Source organism: Limnohabitans sp. YIMB22184, assembly GCF_048020265.1.
In the GTDB taxonomy this organism is placed as follows: domain Bacteria; phylum Pseudomonadota; class Gammaproteobacteria; order Burkholderiales; family Burkholderiaceae_C; genus Limnohabitans_A.
On record NZ_CP171843.1, the window covers coordinates 1,990,624 to 2,007,824 of the forward strand.

At 62.0% G+C, this 17,201-nt stretch carries 12 protein-coding genes (1 of these 12 running past the window's edge); 8 read left to right on the forward strand and 4 right to left on the reverse strand.

Translation table 11 applies throughout. The annotated features are described in order from the left end of the window. Positions 1–2,835, reverse strand: partial view of an Ig-like domain-containing protein gene (locus tag ACHEXL_RS09105; RefSeq protein WP_416559008.1) — the start only. The gene continues 25,959 nt to the left of window position 1, outside the view; 2,835 of the gene's 28,794 nt are visible here — the first part of the coding sequence; its start codon is at positions 2,833–2,835; its stop codon lies off the left edge, out of view. A gap of 234 nt (positions 2,836–3,069) precedes the next feature. Further along, positions 3,070–4,362 (reverse strand): TolC family protein, encoded by a 1,293-nt coding sequence (locus tag ACHEXL_RS09110; RefSeq protein WP_416559009.1) that lies wholly within the window; start codon positions 4,360–4,362, stop codon positions 3,070–3,072. A gap of 512 nt (positions 4,363–4,874) precedes the next feature. Here ACHEXL_RS09110 and ACHEXL_RS09115 point away from each other — a divergent pair. The 8 genes from ACHEXL_RS09115 (at position 4,875) to ACHEXL_RS09150 (ending at position 14,396) form a co-directional block, all read left to right on the forward strand. Next, positions 4,875–6,278, forward strand: a complete 1,404-nt coding sequence (locus ACHEXL_RS09115; protein WP_416559010.1) for a sensor histidine kinase — start codon at positions 4,875–4,877, stop codon at positions 6,276–6,278. Then, entirely contained in the window at positions 6,275–7,714 is a 1,440-nt protein-coding gene (locus ACHEXL_RS09120; RefSeq protein WP_416559011.1) for a sensor histidine kinase, read from the forward strand. Before ACHEXL_RS09115 ends, ACHEXL_RS09120 begins: the two co-directional genes overlap by 4 nt. Further along, on the forward strand, positions 7,689–8,372 hold the full coding sequence (locus ACHEXL_RS09125) for a response regulator transcription factor (protein WP_416559012.1): 684 nt from the start codon (positions 7,689–7,691) through the stop codon (positions 8,370–8,372). The genes ACHEXL_RS09120 and ACHEXL_RS09125 overlap by 26 nt, the downstream gene beginning before the upstream one ends. A gap of 78 nt (positions 8,373–8,450) precedes the next feature. Beyond that, positions 8,451–8,801: an FKBP-type peptidyl-prolyl cis-trans isomerase gene (locus ACHEXL_RS09130; RefSeq protein WP_291929425.1), complete on the forward strand. Its 351-nt coding sequence runs from the start codon at positions 8,451–8,453 to the stop codon at positions 8,799–8,801. 117 nt (positions 8,802–8,918) lie between these two features. Next, positions 8,919–9,464 carry a nucleotide exchange factor GrpE gene (gene grpE / locus ACHEXL_RS09135; protein WP_416559013.1) on the forward strand — a complete coding sequence of 182 codons (546 nt, stop codon included), beginning with the start codon at positions 8,919–8,921 and terminating at the stop codon, positions 9,462–9,464. A 142-nt stretch (positions 9,465–9,606) separates the two neighbouring features. Beyond that, on the forward strand, positions 9,607–11,532 hold the full coding sequence (gene dnaK, locus ACHEXL_RS09140) for a molecular chaperone DnaK (protein ID WP_416559014.1): 1,926 nt from the start codon (positions 9,607–9,609) through the stop codon (positions 11,530–11,532). Positions 11,533–11,712: 180 nt separating this feature from the next. Beyond that, complete coding sequence (gene dnaJ / locus ACHEXL_RS09145; RefSeq protein WP_416559015.1) at positions 11,713–12,855, forward strand: molecular chaperone DnaJ; 1,143 nt, start codon at positions 11,713–11,715, stop codon at positions 12,853–12,855. Positions 12,856–13,031: 176 nt separating this feature from the next. Further along, the gene (locus tag ACHEXL_RS09150; RefSeq protein ID WP_416559016.1) at positions 13,032–14,396 is read left to right on the forward strand and encodes an MBL fold metallo-hydrolase RNA specificity domain-containing protein; all 1,365 of its coding nucleotides are present in this window, start codon (positions 13,032–13,034) and stop codon (positions 14,394–14,396) included. Between the two features lie 6 nt (positions 14,397–14,402). On the opposite strand, the gene ACHEXL_RS09155 is transcribed toward ACHEXL_RS09150, so the two are convergent. Next, a complete protein-coding gene (locus ACHEXL_RS09155; RefSeq protein WP_416559017.1) occupies positions 14,403–14,867 on the reverse strand; it encodes a DUF1854 domain-containing protein in 465 nt (154 codons plus the stop codon). Beyond that, positions 14,864–17,170: an ABC transporter ATP-binding protein gene (locus ACHEXL_RS09160; RefSeq protein ID WP_416559018.1), complete on the reverse strand. Its 2,307-nt coding sequence runs from the start codon at positions 17,168–17,170 to the stop codon at positions 14,864–14,866. Before ACHEXL_RS09160 ends, ACHEXL_RS09155 begins: the two co-directional genes overlap by 4 nt. Between the last annotated feature and the right edge of the window lie 31 nt (positions 17,171–17,201).

Genomic DNA, 17,201 nt, shown 5'->3' on the forward strand with positions numbered 1-17,201 from the left:
AGTGACCACGTCGCCCACGCGGGCATTGGTTGGCAACTGGGTGACCACGGGCACGCCGCCGTCAGAGGCTTTTTCGGCCGCGTTGACGAGGTGGTCGGTACCGGCCTCGGGCACGGTGGTGTCGGGCGCGGCGGGCGCGGCGGTGAGCACGGTGAGGTTGAACTCGCCGGAGCGTTGCACCAGCGTGCTGCCATTCATGACACGCGCTTCGTAGGTGTAGCTGCCATCTGCCAGGCCGCTGTCTTGCAGGGTCCAGCTGGTGCCGTTGACCACGGCGTTGCCAATGAATTCAAAAGCGCCATCTTCCAGTTGGCGGTAGATGGCCAGGGTCTGACCTGCGACCAAAGGCGCGCCAAGGGCGCCTGCCAGCTGGGGGCTGTTGTCGTTGGTGACGGCACCATCAAACAGCAGGCCGGTGTTGGGGCCCACGTTGTCGACCGCGCCGGTGATGAGCAGGGCACCCACGTCGACGATGCCATTACCCACCGGACTGATGTTGCCGGCCAGGTCGGTGGCGGTGGCGGTCAGCGGGGTATCGTCGGGCAGCGGGCTGGCGGGCACCAGGGTCCAGTTGCCGTCGGGGCCGACAGGGCCGGCTTTGCCGATCAGGTTGCCGCTGCCGTCGCGCACTTCGACCAGGGTGCCCGGCTCGGCGGTGCCGTTGACGACCTGACCGTTGCTGGGCGCGATGACCGGTGCGGCGGGCGCTGCGGTGTCGAGCAGGAACTGGCGCACGCTGGGAGCGCTGGTTGTGCCGTTGGCAGTGGTGAGCGTGGTGCTGGCTTGGTAGAGGCCGTCAGTGCCCAGGCCGGCTTGTGGGACGAGCTGGCTGATCTGGCCGGCCGCGATGTCGGCGGTGCTCAGCACAGTGGTCAGTTCCATGCGGGTGCCGTCAGGCTGGGTGACCACGGTGGTGACGGTGTCGCCCGCAGCAGCACTGGCGGGCAGGCTGATTCGTACAGGCACACCGCCGTCAGAGGTTTTTTCCGAGGCGTTGACGTAGGCGTCGGACGCTTCGGGAATGGTGGTGATCAGCGCATCGCCCGAGGTGCCGGCGCCGGGGCCGGAGGCGTTGCCGTTGGCGTCTGTGGCGGTGGCGCGCAGGGCGGTGCCCACGGGCACGGCGGTGGCAGGAATCAGTGTCCAGTTGCCCAGTTCATCGACTTGGGCGGTGCCCAGCGAAGTGCCGTCTGCGCCAAAGACTTCGACGGTGGTGCCGGGTTCGCCCACGCCGCTGATGAGGCGGCCATTGCTTTGTTCGATGAGGGGCGCCTTGGGCGCGGCGCTCTGCACCGGCGCAGCCAGTGCGTCGCTGCCGGCAAGCTGCAGCGGGTTGTCGAGCGCGGGCTGGGCGTTGGCCGAGGTCAGGCTGAACTGACCGCTGGCGTCCACTGAGACGGTTTGTGTGTCGCCGTTGGGCAACGTGACGGTGACGATGCTGCCAGCCAAAGCGGTGCCGGTGATGACGAGTTTGCCGTCGCTGTTCAGGCTTTGGCTGGTGACCACAATGTCGCCCAGCAATTGGCGGTTGAGCAGGGTGTCGTGGTCGGTGTCGCCGTTGCCGGCGTTGAAGGTGCTGTCGCTGACCTTGAGGGCAGCGAGCGCCTGGGCACGGCCTTGGTCGAGCACGCGTGCACCCGTGGGCGTGAGGCTATTGCCTTGTAGGTTGCTGGCCAGGATATCGAGCGAGGTGGCAACACTGCCGCCGTTGAGCGCGTCCAGGCCGGAGAGTTTGGCCAGGGCAAGGCCGTATTTTTCTTCATCGGACAGACCGTCGCGGCCGTCAAAGTCTGCACTGTTGGTGGTGGCGACCGGGCCAGTGAGGTTGACGCCAGTCAGGCCAAAGGCTTGGGCGACGTTGGCGTTGGCCTGCAGCGCGGCGACCACCGACGGGGGCTGGTTGCCCGTGACGCCGGCCTGACGCACGGCCAGTTCGGTCAGGGGCGTGATGTGAATGATGAGGTGTGAGTCCAGGCCAGTGACTTCAAACAGGGCTTGGCCCTCTTGCGCGACGCCCAGGGCGCGCAGCACGGTGTTCAGGCTCTTGCTGGCGGCGGTGACTTCGTCGGCGTAGTTGATCTCGTTGCCGTTGTCGTCCAACACTTTGAGCAGCACGCTGCCGCGGTAGTTGCCTTTTTGCGGCACATCGATGCGCCAGCTGCCATCGGGCTCGATGGTGGTGGTGCCCAGCAGCTGGCCGGTGCTGTCGTAGGCCAGCAGCTTGACGCCAGCGAAGACCGGGCCGGCTGCCACGGTACCGCTGATGATCAGGTCGCCGATTTCGTCGTAAGCGGGTTTGGCCATTGCGGCGGCCTGCGCAGCTTGTGCGCCGGGAGCTTGCCAGCGGTCCAGCAAGTCCTGGATTTCACGGCGCGCGCCTTCGTCACCGCTGTAGCGCTTGTCACCTAGATTTTGCTGCGGCATGTCGGACTGCGCCCAAACTTGCTGCAGCTGCCCGGGCGAGATCTGAATGTTGACCACATCGTCGTCGAGCCGCCAGACCAGGTCTTCGGTCTCGCTGATCTTTTGCTGCGGCGCACGCCCCTGCACCACCCACGGGTCACCCGGCACGCCCGTGTCGAGCAGGAAGTGCGGGCCCTGCGTGGCATCTTGCGCCTGCGCATAAAAGCCCTGCAGCGTCAGCACCTTGACGCCCTGCACTTCCAGCACCAGGTCCTGTCCACGGCGCCACAGCGCCAGCTTGTGCGGTTGCGCACCCTGCTCGTCCCTCAGGCGGTAGATGGTGCGGGCCTGCGCTTGCACGCTCTGACTTTCTTGCAGTGCGGTTTCGGTCTGCTGCTTACCCTGGATCTGGATGAGTGTGTACTTGGACATGGTGCTCTTGACTGGAAATGCGATGACAGCCTCAACGGCTGCCGGGGTTTTGTTCAGGTTGGGTCACAGTGGTTGTCTTGGACTGCCGCGTCGCTGCGCTCCTCGCAGTGACAAAGACGCTGTCATGGCGAAGCACGAGGCCATCCATGGACTGTCGCGTCGCTGCGCTTCTCGTCGTGTCGAAGACGCCGTCATGGCGAGGCACGAAGCCATCCAAGGACTGCCGCGTCGCTATCACGGTTGTGTGAAGTTCTGCGCCAGCTGGCCCAGCACGGCGCTGATGCGGTACTGAGCTAAGGTAATGTCGTGTTCGGCCTGTGCGTGGGCCTGCTGGTAACCGGCATATTCACTTTGGATATTGAGCAGGTCCAGCAAAGTGCGTCGGGCCATCTTGAACTGCTCACGGTAGCCCTGCACCAGCTTGGCGCCGCTGGCGCGTTGCTGCTCGGCCAGTTGCAAACGAGTCTGAGCAGCAGCCAGCTCCACATAGGCCTGACGCAAGCGTTCCTGTACGGTCAGGTCAACTTCGGCCAGGGTGTCTTGCGCGGCCAGGGCTTGCGCTGCGGCAGAGCGGATGCCCGCATCGGTCTGACCGCCGCTCCACAATGGCAGGCTGAAATTGGCCTGCGCCACCAAGCGGTTGCCGGTGACCGCACCCAAGTGCTGACGACCGAGATAGACGTCAAGCGTGGGGTAATGCAGACGCTTGGCGGCGTCGATACGAGCCTGCATCTCGGCCACTTGCGCACGCGCCTGGGCCACTGCGGGGTTGCTGAGTTGTTCTTGGGCCTGAGCCAGATTAGCCGGCACGGCTTTGCGCAGGCCTGGGTACTGAGCAAAGTGTGCGGCTTGCTGCGCCGGGGTGAAACGGGCCAGCTTTTCCTGAGCCTGGTCCAGCTCGGTCTGGCGCTGGGCCAAGTTGGTGCTGGCAGCGTCCAATCGGACCTGGGCTTGCGTGAGGTCCAGCGCACGGCCAGCATCAATTTCAACCATGCGGCGGATGTCACCCAGAAGGCTCTGGTGCGACTGCACGTTTTCTTGAGCCAGCTGCAACATGCGATGGCCGCGCACTACGGCAAGCCAGCTCTCGGACAACTGCAGCGCCAAATCCTGCTCGGTCACGGCCACTTTGTGATGAGCAACTTCGAGGGCAAGGCTGGCTCGTGTGTTTTCTGCGGCCACGCGACCGTTGATCGGCAAGCTCCAGTTGAGCATGGGCGTGGCCATCAGGTCCTGGTCCGCGTCGCTGTCACGGATTTTGTTGGCAGAGGCATTGAGCGAGAGCGTCGGACTGTAGCCACCGCGGGCACGATCGAGCTCAGCCTGAGCAGCGCTCACGCCCGCGCGGGCCGCCTTGATGGAGGGGTAGTCCTTCAGCACTTGCTGGGCTGCGGCGCCCAGTGTTTGGGCCTGCAGAGGCTGAGCCATGAGCACCAAAGCAGCCAGACAGGTCATGCGCAGGCGATGGCCCCACACAGGCTGAACAGGGGTCGCGAAACCAGGCGTGCGAATGGAATCTGTCTTCATGAATGGGGGCTCCAAAGAAATAGTGACTGAAGTGGTGTGTGACCGACATTGCCCCTTAAGGCGCGCACCAGTCGCACTTATGAAATTTGAGCGTTGAGGTTATGAGAACCAACAAATTCAGTGAACTGTCCCAAAGTACAGGCAGAGAACCATGGTTTAGTCAATTTGAATTAATAAATATCAAATTCAAGAATGGCCTTGAATAAACTTGCAGTGGCACGAGCAAAATTCATGGACTGCCGCGTCGCTTCGCTCCTCGCAGTGACGGGGAGAAATGGTGGAGCTTGAAATGACGGGTGCGATGTGGTGGGGCTTGAAGTGAGGGGGACGATGTAGCGCTGGCATGGAGAGGTTCACGTCATCGCGAGGAACGAAGCGATCCATGGTGGGTTCTTGGAAATTACCGATGCCCTAACGCAGACAGGGCGGCACTGTCCTTGAGGGCAGTTCACAGAGGCTACAGATCCTCCAAAATCCATCGCAACCCATTAAATTCACCAAAATCTTTTTCCATGCTCGACAGCCAAACCACACTGATCCTGGCAGCTTTGCTGTTCTGGATGCTGCCGCTGCTGGTGTGGTGGACCACCGGGCGCCGTCAAGCTCAGGCAGTGGCTTGGTGGTGTGTGGGTAGTGCGCTGGCAGGGTTGGGCATAGCGTTGATGGGGCTGCGGCCCTGGATCGCACCTTGGCTGAGTTTTCAGGGCGGCAACACCTTGTTGCTGCTCAGTTTTGTGGGCTGGTCGCAATCTTTGCGGGTGTTGCGCGGGCGGCCATGGTCAGCGCCGCAATTGGTGCTTTGGGCGTTGCTGGCCCTCACCTACTACAGCGTGTTGCTGCGGGCCTTTGACCCTCAGGTGCGGGGCATGGGCATGCGTTGGGCGTTGGGGGGATTGGCCATTTACACCGCCAGCCTGGCCTGGCCTTTGGCACTGCGTTGGCGCAGCCACAACGCGGCAGCCATTGGGGTGAGCTATTGGCTATTGGGTTTGGGGCTGTGGGCGCAGTCCTTAATGGGCATTGGCATCGGCACGCAGCCGAGCCCGTTCAGCAACACCTGGGATGCGAGCCTGATCGCTTTGCTGGCGCTGCTGACCTCGGCCATTGGCCACTTTTGTTACACCGGCATGGTGCTGGACCAAGCCATGCAGGCACGAGCACGCGATGCGACCACGAGAGCTGCAGCCGAAGAGACGGCCAGACTGGACACGCAGCTGCGCCAGCTAGACCGGCAAGAGCGTATGGTGCTGGTGTCGGGCGCACTGGCGCACGAACTGAACCAGCCTTTAACGGCGGCCCTGACGCAGGCCCAAGTCGCGCAACGACGACTGTGGGCAGGTCGCACCGAGGTGCCGGTTTTGGTGGATTTGCTGCAAAAAGTGATGGACGGCATTGAACGGGCCAGCCGCATTTTGGTACGCATCCGACGGGCCGGGCTGCCGCACACGGTGACGCTGCGGCGTGTCGATGTGCGCACGGTGGTGCACGGGGCCTTGGATTTGCTGGATGGGGAGTGGCATCGCCTGGATGTGCGTGTAGACCGCGCGCTGGGCAACGTGCCGTTGTGGTGCCAAGCCGATGAGGTGGCGCTGTCGCAGGTGCTGGTGAATCTGCTGCGCAATGCTGCACAGGCCATGGAGTCATGCCCCTCGCGCTGGTTACAGGTGTCTGCTCAAGCCGACGGGGCCCAAATTCGGGTACTGATTCGCGACCACGGCCCGGGCGTGGCGGCTCAGGTGCTGGCGCGTTGGGGCGAGCCTTTTGTCAGCACGCGCGAACATGGCTTAGGCATGGGACTGGCGATTTCGCGCGCCATCATGGGCCAGCACCATGGCGATTTGAGCTTGCGCAACCACCCAGGCGGCGGAGCCGAGGCGCAGCTGAGCTTGCCACGCGAAGTCGGGGGTGCGCCATGAGCCTGAATTTGGATAACAGCACCCTGCTCTTGGTGGCGGGCACCCTGTACCTGTTGCTGCCACCAAGTATCTGGCTGATCTTGCGCATGCCACGCGAGTTGGCGCCAAGGCTGTGGTGCATTGGCGGCATGGTGGGGGGCGTGGGTTTGCTGCTGATGGGCGCACGCGGGCAAATCCACGACCTGTTGAGTTATGTGCTAGGTCACCCCCTGCTGGCGATGGGGGCATGGCTGGCCGCACAAAGTTTGCGCTTGGACACAGGACGCGCCTGGCCGTGGTGGCTGATCGGCTTGGGCACACTGGCGTTTTCTGGGGTGTTGGCCATTTTGTTGCCCATGGATTCCCGGATCGTTCTGGGGGTGGTCGTCAGGGTGGTGAATTTGGTGGTGGTGACGCTGCTGGTTTGGTCGGCCTGGCAGGTGGCGCGGGCCGAGCGCAGTCGCAATGCACTGACGCTTGCCGGCGCCTACGCCGTGCAGGCGGCGGGCATCTTGGCCAATTTGGCGGCTTCGGTCCTGGGCTCGGCCGACATTGCTGTACACGACAGCAGCCCGGTGGGGGTGGCGGTGAGTTTGACCACACTGGCGGTGGCGCTGGTGGCTAGCATGGCGTATTTGGGCTTGGCGCTGGACCGCGCCGAACGCAGCCACCTGAGTGTGGCCCGTAAGGTGGCCCGCTCGCAGCAGTGGCAAGAGCGCCGCCAGGCCTTGGTGCATCTGGATCGGGAGCGTTTGCTGAGTATGCTGACCGATTCGCTGGGGCATGCCATGACACAGCCCTTGACAGCGGCATCGCTGCGGGTTGAGACAGAACTGCGTGCACTGCAAATGGCGCCCTTGGATGTGGCGCGGCTGCAAAACGGGCTGACGCATGTGGTGGCCGAACTGCGGCGCACAGGCGAGACGGTCGAGCGCATTCGGCACTTTTTGCGGCCAGCGCCCACGCAGGGCGCACCGGTGGACATGACGGCGGTGCTGCGCCAAGTCGATTTGTTGCTGCGCCAAGAGGCCATCAACCGCCAGACGGAGCTGCAATTTCCGCCGCGCATGCCGCCGATGTGGGTGTTGGGCGATGAGCTGCAGCTGTCGCAAGCGGTACTGCAGCTGGTGCGCAACGCCATGGAGGCAGTCCACGCAGGGCCGCAACGGCGGGTGACTGTGACGTTGTTATCCACGCCTGAGCAAGTGCGTCTGTCTGTGAGCGACAGTGGCCCAGGGCTGCCCAACGAGGTGCTGAAGCGCGAATTCGCCCAAGCTGCACAACACACGCACAGCCTGCAGGGCATAGGGCTTTTCGTGGTCGAAAGCATCGCCCGTCAGCACCATGGTTCTCTTTTATTGGATAATTTTGGCTCTTACGGCGCGGTGGTCACACTGGTTTTGCCGTGCCACCACCCCCTCGACGCCCCGGATGAACCAGCCACCCACCTCTCTTGAAATAAACGCTTTGGACCCGGAGTTGGCCGAGCGATGCGCGCGTGGTCGCGTGGTGGTGATCGACGACGATTTGGGCATTTTGGAAGCTTTTCGTAACCTGATCGAGCTCGATGGCTACGCCTGCGAGACCTACAGCTCGGCCCGCGCTTACCTGCAGGTGCTTGAGTTCAACCGTCCACTGCACCCGGGTCCTGTGTGTGTGCTGTGCGATGTGAAGATGCCCGACATGGACGGCTTGCAGCTGCAAGCCCGACTGGTGCAACAAGGCCATGTGCCTCTGGTGTTGATGAGCGGAGGCAGCGGTGCCAAAGAGGCCGTCACGGGCTTCAGGGCCGGCGCGCTGGACTTTCTGATCAAGCCCATCGAGGCCGAACAGTTGATGAGCACCTTGCATAAAGCCATGAGCATGAACCGCCAGCAGCTGGCGCAGTCGCATCGCCAACAACAGGTGAACGCTTTGCTGAGCGCTCTGAGCGAGCGCGAGCTGAGCGTGGCGCGCATGGTGGCTCGGGGCATGACCAACCTGGGCATTTCTCTGGAGCTGAACATCACACTGCGTACCGTGAAGTTTCACCGCCAGCGGGCCATGGAGAAACTGGGCATTGCTGGCACCCCCGAGTTGGTGCGCTTGCTGCAGGAAACCGACCAGTCCCGCTGAGGGCTGGCATAATTTTGGATTTTCCACATCCCGGAAAGCCCAACAGGGGCACTGGGCCTTTTCTGACAGGAACTTCCCATGAACACCACCCCCTCCGGCCTGCAATACGAAGACACCGTCGTGGGCGAAGGCGCCACAGCCACTGCAGGCCAGGACGTCACCGTGCACTACACCGGCTGGCTCTACAAAGACGGCGAGCAAGGCGCCAAGTTCGATTCGAGTCGCGACCGCCGCGACCCCTTCGTCTTCGGTCTGGGTGCCGGCATGGTCATCAAGGGCTGGGACGAAGGCGTGGCCGGCATGAAAGTGGGCGGCCAGCGCACCCTGATCATCCCCCCCGAACTGGGCTACGGCGCCCGGGGCGCCGGCGGCGTGATTCCCCCCAATGCGACCTTGAAGTTCGACGTGGAACTGCTGGCTCTGGACTGAGCCCCAAGCCTCGCAGCTGCCATACAACCCGCCTTTGGGCGGGTTTTTCTTGCCCTCTTGAAGCCCCGAACATCGCCCCTATTTAGAAGGGGTATTCATTTTTTGCGCAGATTGCTCATGTCAGAAGCCACACAAAACCCCAACCCTAAACCCCTGAGCGACGAAGAACTGGCCGCAGCCGCCGTGACGCCCACCGACCCACTGGCCGATGCCCAAGCTGAGCTGGTGAACCTGAAGGCGCAAAACGCCGATCTGGCCGACCAGTACCTGCGCGCCCAAGCCGATGTGCAAAATGCCCGCCGCCGCGCCGATGACGAAATCGCCAAGGCCCGCAAATTTGCCGTGGAGGGTTTTGCCGACAGCCTGCTGCCCGTGCTCGACAGCCTGGAAGCCGGTTTGGCCATCCCCAACGTGACGATCGAGCAGATCCGCGAAGGGTCTGAGGCCACGTTGCGCCAGCTCAAGAGCGCGCTGGAGCGCAACAAAGTGGTCGAAATCGCCCCGGCTGCAGGCACCAAATTTGACCCGCACCATCACCAAGCCATCAGCGTGGTGCCAGCCGATCAGGAGCCCAACACCGTGGTCACGGTGCTGCAAAAGGGCTACCAGATCGCCGACCGCGTGCTTCGCCCGGCCTTGGTCACGGTCACCGCGCCCAAATGAGGCCTGGATTGCCACGCTTCGCTCGCAATGACAAATTTCCCGTCATTGCGAGGAGCGCAACGACGAAGCAATCCACCCCTTGAATTCTTGAAGACCATCACCATTTCTTAATCAGTTTCAATTTCCTCACCGGAGCATCAACATGGGAAGAATCATCGGTATTGACCTGGGCACCACCAATTCGTGCGTGGCCATCATGGAAGGCAACACGACCAAAGTGATCGAGAACGCCGAAGGCGCTCGCACCACCCCGTCGATCATTGCGTACCAAGAAGACGGCGAAATCCTGGTCGGCGCCTCGGCCAAGCGCCAGGCCGTCACCAACCCCAAGAACACGCTGTACGCGGTCAAGCGCCTGATCGGCCGCAAGTTCGCCGAAAAAGAAGTCCAAAAAGACATCGATTTGATGCCTTACACCATCGCTAAAGCCGACAACGGCGACGCCTGGGTGGAAGTGCGCGGCAACAAACTGGCCCCGCCACAGATCAGCGCTGAAATTCTGCGCAAGATGAAGAAAACCGCCGAAGACTACCTCGGCGAAGAAGTGACCGAGGCCGTGATCACGGTACCCGCTTACTTCAACGACGCCCAACGTCAAGCCACCAAAGACGCCGGACGCATTGCGGGTCTGGACGTCAAGCGCATCATCAACGAGCCCACCGCTGCGGCCCTGGCCTTTGGCTTGGACAAGCAGGAAAAAGGCGACCGCAAAATCGCGGTGTATGACCTGGGTGGCGGCACGTTCGACGTGTCCATCATCGAGATCGCCGATGTCGATGGCGAAAAACAGTTTGAAGTGTTGTCCACCAACGGCGACACCTTCCTGGGCGGCGAAGACTTCGACCAGCGCATCATCGACTTCATCATCACCGAGTTCAAGAAAGAATCCGGTGTCGACCTGGCCAAAGACGTGCTGGCTTTGCAGCGCCTGAAAGAAGCCGCTGAAAAGGCCAAGATCGAGCTGTCGAGCTCGGCCTCGACCGACGTCAACCTGCCTTACATCACGGCCGACGCCACCGGCCCCAAGCACCTGAACGTGAAGCTGACCCGCGCCAAGCTGGAGCAGCTGGTGGAAGAGCTGATCGAGCGCACCATCGCCCCTTGCCGCATGGCGATCAAGGACGCGGGCGTGTCGGTGTCGGACATCGACGACATCATCCTGGTCGGCGGCATGTCCCGCATGCCCAAGGTGCAAGAGAAGGTCAAAGAGTTCTTCGGCAAAGAGCCGCGCAAGGACGTGAACCCCGACGAAGCCGTGGCCGTGGGCGCTGCGATTCAAGGTCAAGTGTTGTCGGGTGACCGCACCGACGTGCTGCTGCTCGACGTGACGCCTTTGTCTTTGGGCATCGAAACCATGGGCGGTGTGATGACCAAGATGATCACCAAGAACACCACCATCCCGACCAAGTTTGCACAGACTTTCTCGACCGCCGAAGACAACCAGCCTGCGGTGACGATCAAGGTGTTCCAGGGTGAGCGCGACATCGCCTCGGGCAACAAGCTGTTGGGTGAATTCAACCTTGAAGGCATCCCACCCGCTGCACGCGGCACGCCTCAAATCGAAGTGTCCTTTGACATCGACGCCAACGGTATCTTGCATGTGGGCGCCAAAGACAAAGGCACCGGCAAGGAAAACAAGATCACGATCAAAGCCAACTCCGGCTTATCCGAAGCCGAAATTCAGCAAATGGTGAAAGACGCCGAGCTGAACGCCGAAGAAGACAAGAAGAAGCTCGAACTGGTGCAAGCCCGCAATGCCGGCGAAGCCGCTGTGCACAGCGTGAAAAAGAGCCTGACCGAGCATGGCGACAAGATCGAAGCAGCTGAAAAAGAAGCCATCGAAGCGGCTGCCAAGGACCTGGAAGAAGTTTTGAAAGGCGAAGACAAAGACGCCATCGAAGCCAAAACCGAAGCCCTGATGACGGCCAGCCAGAAACTGGGCGAGAAGGTCTACGCCGACATGCAAGCACAGCAAGCCGCTGCGGGAGCAGGCGCGGCTGGTGCCGAAGCCAAACCGCAAGACGACAATGTGGTGGACGCGGAAGTCAAGGAAGTCAAAAAAGCTTGAGCGTTCGCTGACATGGATTGCTTCGTCACTGCGCTCCTCGCAATGACAGAATTTTTGTCATTGCGAGGCACGACGAATCATCCGTCATCGCGAGGAACGAAGCGATCCACCCCACAGCGTCCCGTGCCTTGCCCGGGACGCTTTTTGCATGAAACGGCCTGAGGGCCAGGGTCCACAGTCATGGCGACAAAACGAGATTTTTACGAAGTGCTGGGCGTTGCCAAAAACGCCTCGGACGAAGACATCAAAAAGGCTTATCGCAAGCTGGCGATGAAGTACCACCCTGACCGCAACCAGGGGGATGACGCCAAAGCCAAAGAGGCGGAAGGCAAATTCAAAGAGGTCAAGGAAGCCTACGAGATGCTGTCGGACGCACAAAAGCGGGCAGCCTATGACCAGCACGGTCACGCGGGTGTTGATCCCAATATGCGCGGCGGTGCCGAAGGCTTTGGCGGTTTTGGCGACGCGTTTGGCGACATCTTCGGCGACATCTTTGGCGGTCAGGGTCGTGGCGGACGCGGTGGTGGACGCCAGGTCTTCCGTGGCGCAGACCTGAGCTACGCGATGGAAATCACGCTCGAAGAAGCGGCCAACGGCAAGGATTCGCAGCTGCGCATCCCGAGCTGGGACGAGTGCGACACCTGCCACGGCAGCGGCGCCAAGCCTGGCACCAGCGCCAAGACCTGCTCGACCTGTCACGGTCAGGGCCAGGTGCAGATGCGCCAAGGCTTTTTCAGTGTGCAGCAAACCTGCCCGCATTGCCGCGGCACGGGCAAGATCATTCCCGATCCTTGCGGCACCTGCCACGGGCAAGGCAAGGTCAAAAAGCAAAAAACGCTGGAAGTCAAAATCCCGGCGGGTATCGACGACGGCATGCGCATCCGCAGCGCGGGCAATGGCGAGCCGGGCACCAATGGCGGGCCACCGGGTGATTTGTTCATCGAGATCCGCTTGAAGAAACACGACATCTTCGAGCGCGATGGCGATGACCTGCACTGCGCGGTGCCGATCAGCTTTTCCAAAGCGGCTTTGGGTGGCGAAATCGAAGTGCCCACCTTGGGCGGCAAAGCGGCCATCGACATCCCCGAAGGCACCCAAACCGGTAAGCAGTTCCGCTTGCGCGGCAAGGGTATCAAGGGCGTGCGCGGCAGCTACCCGGGTGACCTGTATTGCCACATCACGGTGGAAACGCCAGTCAAGCTCACCGAGCACCAGAAAAAGCTGCTCAAAGAGTTTGACGAGTCTTTGAAAAAAGGTGGCGGCAAACACCAGCCCAGCGGCGAGAGCTGGACAGACAAGCTCAAGGGTTTCTTCGGGGCTTGAGTCTGCGTCAACCCGCTTGGCCGTGTGAGAGGGGGCTGCGGCGGGTTCCTCATGGCGGGTACGCAAAAATCGTCATCCGCCGCAGCGCCTCTCATACTTTGGGCTGAATTGCCCGGTCGGGCGTTTTGTTGACTCAAGTCAAAACCATCGCCTGCCGTTGGCGTGAGCATGGAAGCATGAGCGCCACCATCACCTTCCTCGGCGGAGCCGACACCGTCACCGGCTCCAAATACCTGATCGAGCACAACCAAAAGCGGCTGCTGGTCGACTGCGGGCTGTTCCAGGGTTACAAGCAGCTGCGCCTGCGCAACTGGGCCCCCCTAGCCGCCAACCCGGCGCACATCGATGCGGTGGTGCTGACCCACGCGCACCTGGACCACAGCGGCTACTTGCCCTTGTTGGTGAAAAACGGCTTTCGGGGCCGGGTGCATGCCACCTCGGCCACTTGCGATCTGGCCAGCATCCTGCTGCCCGACAGCGGCCATATCCAGGAAGAAGACGCTTTTTTCGCCAATCGCCATGGCTTTTCCAAACACGCCCCGGCCCTGCCGCTGTACACCAAGCAAGAAGCCATCCAGAGCCTGAAGCACTTGCACGCCGAGCACCAGGGCCAATGGTTCGAGCCCATTCGCGGCTGGAAGTGCCGCTTTCAGCCCGCTGGGCACATCCTGGGGGCGGCGAGTTTGCTGCTCGATGTGGGCGGGCGGCGCATTCTGTTTTCGGGCGATCTAGGCCGCCCCGACGATCCGCTGATGAACCCGCCGGAGCCACCCCCGCAAGCCGACACAGTCTTGATCGAGTCCACTTACGGTGACCGCCAGCACCCCAAGGAAAAGCTGTTTGAGGAGCTCGGACCGCTGCTGAAGAAACTGGCTGCACGCGGCGGTGTGGCCGTGGTGCCGGTGTTTGCGGTGGGGCGTGCGCAGGCCGTGCTGCACACCATCGCACAACTCAAAGCCGCCGGAGAGATTCCCAAAGGCTTGCCGATTTTTCTGGACAGCCCCATGGCGATCCACACCACGGCCTTGTTTGAGCGCCACCCGGGTGAGCACCGCCTGAGCGTGCAGGAAGTGCGCAACATGGACCATGTGGCCACCATGCTGGAGACACCCGAGCAGTCCAAATCACTGGCGCGGCGGCACGGGCCCATGGTGATCCTGGCGGCCAGCGGCATGGCCACGGGCGGGCGTGTGCTGCACCACCTGACGCAGTACCTGGGCGACCACCGCAACATGGTGATCCTGACCGGTTACCAAGCCCCGGGCACACGGGGCGCGGCCTTGGCCAGTGGCCACAGCAACATCCGCATCCACGCGCAGGATGTGGCGGTACGCGCCGAGGTGGCGCAAATCGAATCGGCCTCGGCCCATGCCGACGCCAACCAGCTGCTGAGCTGGCTGCACAAAATGCCCAGTGCGCCCGGGCAGGTGTATGTGGTGCACGGCGAGCGCGAGGCTTCCGACATGTTGCGCCAGCGCATCGAGCACGAGATCAAATGGCGTGCGCTGGTGCCCGAGCAGGGCTCGGTCTGGCCGCTTTGAAATCGCTCAGAGAAAGCGGTCCAGCAGTTTGCGCGAATGCTTGTCCATGGCCGCCAGGTCGCGGATCATGAACTGAACGCCATTGGCATCGTTGATCAGCAGCACCGTGCCCGTCAAACGCCGGATGTCTTCTTCCCCCTTAAGCAAGAATTGCGTGGTGCCCCGGTCGGTGAGCACCGACCAGGTGCTGGGTGTGGCAAAACTGCTGACATCGGTCAGCTGAAGGATTTCGGGCAAGAACTCCCGCTCGTTCAAGGCCTGGATGACCTGGGAGCGCAAAGCGGGTGACAGCTGGTCCAAGGCATCGATCCAGAAAATCTCGTGCCCGTCGGCATCCATCAGCGCCACCCCTTCATCCGGCGCGGACACCGGGTAGGCGCGCAAGGCGGTCACGGGAACGTGTCGCGTGCCATCGGGCAGCTGCAGCACCCAGCGGCCAAAGGCGTCGCGTTGCAAATCAAAGGGGTTCATGCACTCACCTTTTTGTCCTCGTCACTGCCACCCAGCACCGCCTCGGCCTCGGCCTGCCGCTGCTGCGCTTCATACAAGCGCCAGTAAGCGCCTTGGGCTTCAATGAGCGCATCGTGTGTGCCCTCCTCGACCACCACCCCTTTGTCCATGACCACCAAACGGTCGGCTTTGCGGAGAGTGGACAAGCGGTGCGCGATGGCAATCGTCGTGCGGCCGCGCACCAGATTGTCCAGCGCACGCTGGATTTCTTTTTCGGTCTCGGTGTCCACGGCCGAGGTGGCCTCGTCCAGGATGAGGATGCGGGGGTTGATGAGCAAAGCGCGGGCAATCGAGATGCGCTGGCGCTCCCCGCCCGACAAACCCTGACCGCGCTCGCCCACCAGGGAGTCATAACCCTGCGGCATGCGCAAGATGAACTCGTGGGCATGGGCTGCACGGGCAGCGGCCACGATCTCTTCGCGGGTGGCTTCGGGCTTGCCGTAGGCGATGTTGTCGGCGATGGTGCCGAAGAACAAAAACGGCTCCTGCAGCACCAGGCCAATCTGGCGGCGATAGTCGGCCACCTTGAGCTGGCGGATGTCGGTGCCATCGAGCTCGATGGCGCCTTCGCTCAGGTCATAAAAGCGGCAGATCAGGTTGACCAGCGTGCTCTTGCCCGAGCCACTGTGGCCCACCAGGCCAATCATCTGGCCGGGTTGGATGTCGAGGTTAAGCTGTCGGATCACCGCGCGGTTGCCATAGCGAAAGCCCGCATCGCGCACAGTGATGCGGCCTTGCACACGGGGTGGCAAGGCCACAGGGCTGAGCGGCTCGGGCACGCTGGAGACATGGTCGAGGATGTCAAAAATGCGCTTGGCGCCCGATGCGGCCTTTTGCGTGTTCGAGACAATCCGGCTCATCGAATCAAGGCGGCTGTAAAAGCGCCCGATGTAGGCCAAAAATGCGGTCAACACACCGACCGTGATCTGATCATCTGACACCAGCCAGATGCCAAAACCCCAGACCACCAGCAGGCCGATTTCGGTCATCAGCGTGACGGTGGGCGAGAACAGCGACCAAACGCGGTTGAGCCGGTCGTTGACCTGCAGGTTGTGCTTGTTGGCGTCCTTGAAACGCTGAGCTTCGCGGTCTTCCTGTGCAAAGGCTTTGACCACCCGGATGCCGGGGATGGTGTCGGTGAGGACGTTGGTCACCTCCGCCCACACACGATCGATCTTTTCAAAGCCGGTGCGCAGCTTTTCGCGCACCACATGGATCAGCCAGGCAATGAAGGGCAAGGGCAACAAGGTCACAAAAGCCAATGTCGGGTTGATGGTGAACAAGATGATGGCCGTCATCAGGATCATCAAGACGTCAGTGGCAAAGTCCAGCAGGTGCAGCGACAAAAAGACGTTGATGCGGTCGGTCTCGCTGCCGATACGGGCGATCAAATCGCCTGTGCGCCGCCCGCCAAAATACTCCAACGACAGCTTGAGCAAATGGTCGTAAGTGGTGGTGCGCAAGTCGGCCCCGATGCGCTCGGACACCAAGGCCAGGATGTAGGTTTTGGCCCAGCCCAGGCCCCAAGCCAGCAGGGCTGAACCGAACAAGCCGAGCAAATACAAAGAAACAAGACCGGGGTCGATGGCCTTGCCATTTTGGTAAGGGATGAGGATGTCATCCATCAAGGGCATGGTCAGGTAGGGCGGCACCAAGGTGGCGGCGGTGGCGGCCAGGGTGAGCAAAAAACCGGCCAACAAGGAGCGCTGGTAAGGCCGGGCAAAACGCCACAGCTTGAACAGCGTCCAGGTGGAAGGCGGGGCCAGGTCTTCCCGCCCGCAGCTGGGACAGTCCTCGTCTTCGTCGCTCATGACCGTCTGGCAAACCGGGCAGACCGAGCCCGCCAGCACGGACTGCAAAGGCCGTCCCTGCTCAGCGCTGCCCCATTGGGCCAATTGGCTCTCGAACTGCGCGACCCAGCGGGCCACAGCGGCCTGCAAACCCAAAGTGAAACGCCACACGGCCAGCTGCCCCTCGGCACTGCTCATGGTGAGGCAGCCCACACCGGCATGGTCTGTGAGTTTCAAGGCCAAACCCGGCTGCAAAGCCCAGCTGGACCAGTTTTTTTCGCCTTCGGGCCGGGATAGGACCCGCCGATCGGTCAAAATGATGGCACTTTTGGCAAATCGCAAGCTGCCATCGAGGTCAACCTCCAGCCAGGCTGTTGCGTTTTCTTCAGGTTGCAGACAAGAATGGACTTCAACCTGCCAAGCGTCGGGCAGAACCTGACGGGTTGCAGCGGCCAAAGAGGAAGTTGATGTCATTGAAGGATGAACCGGAAGCGACTCGAACGAC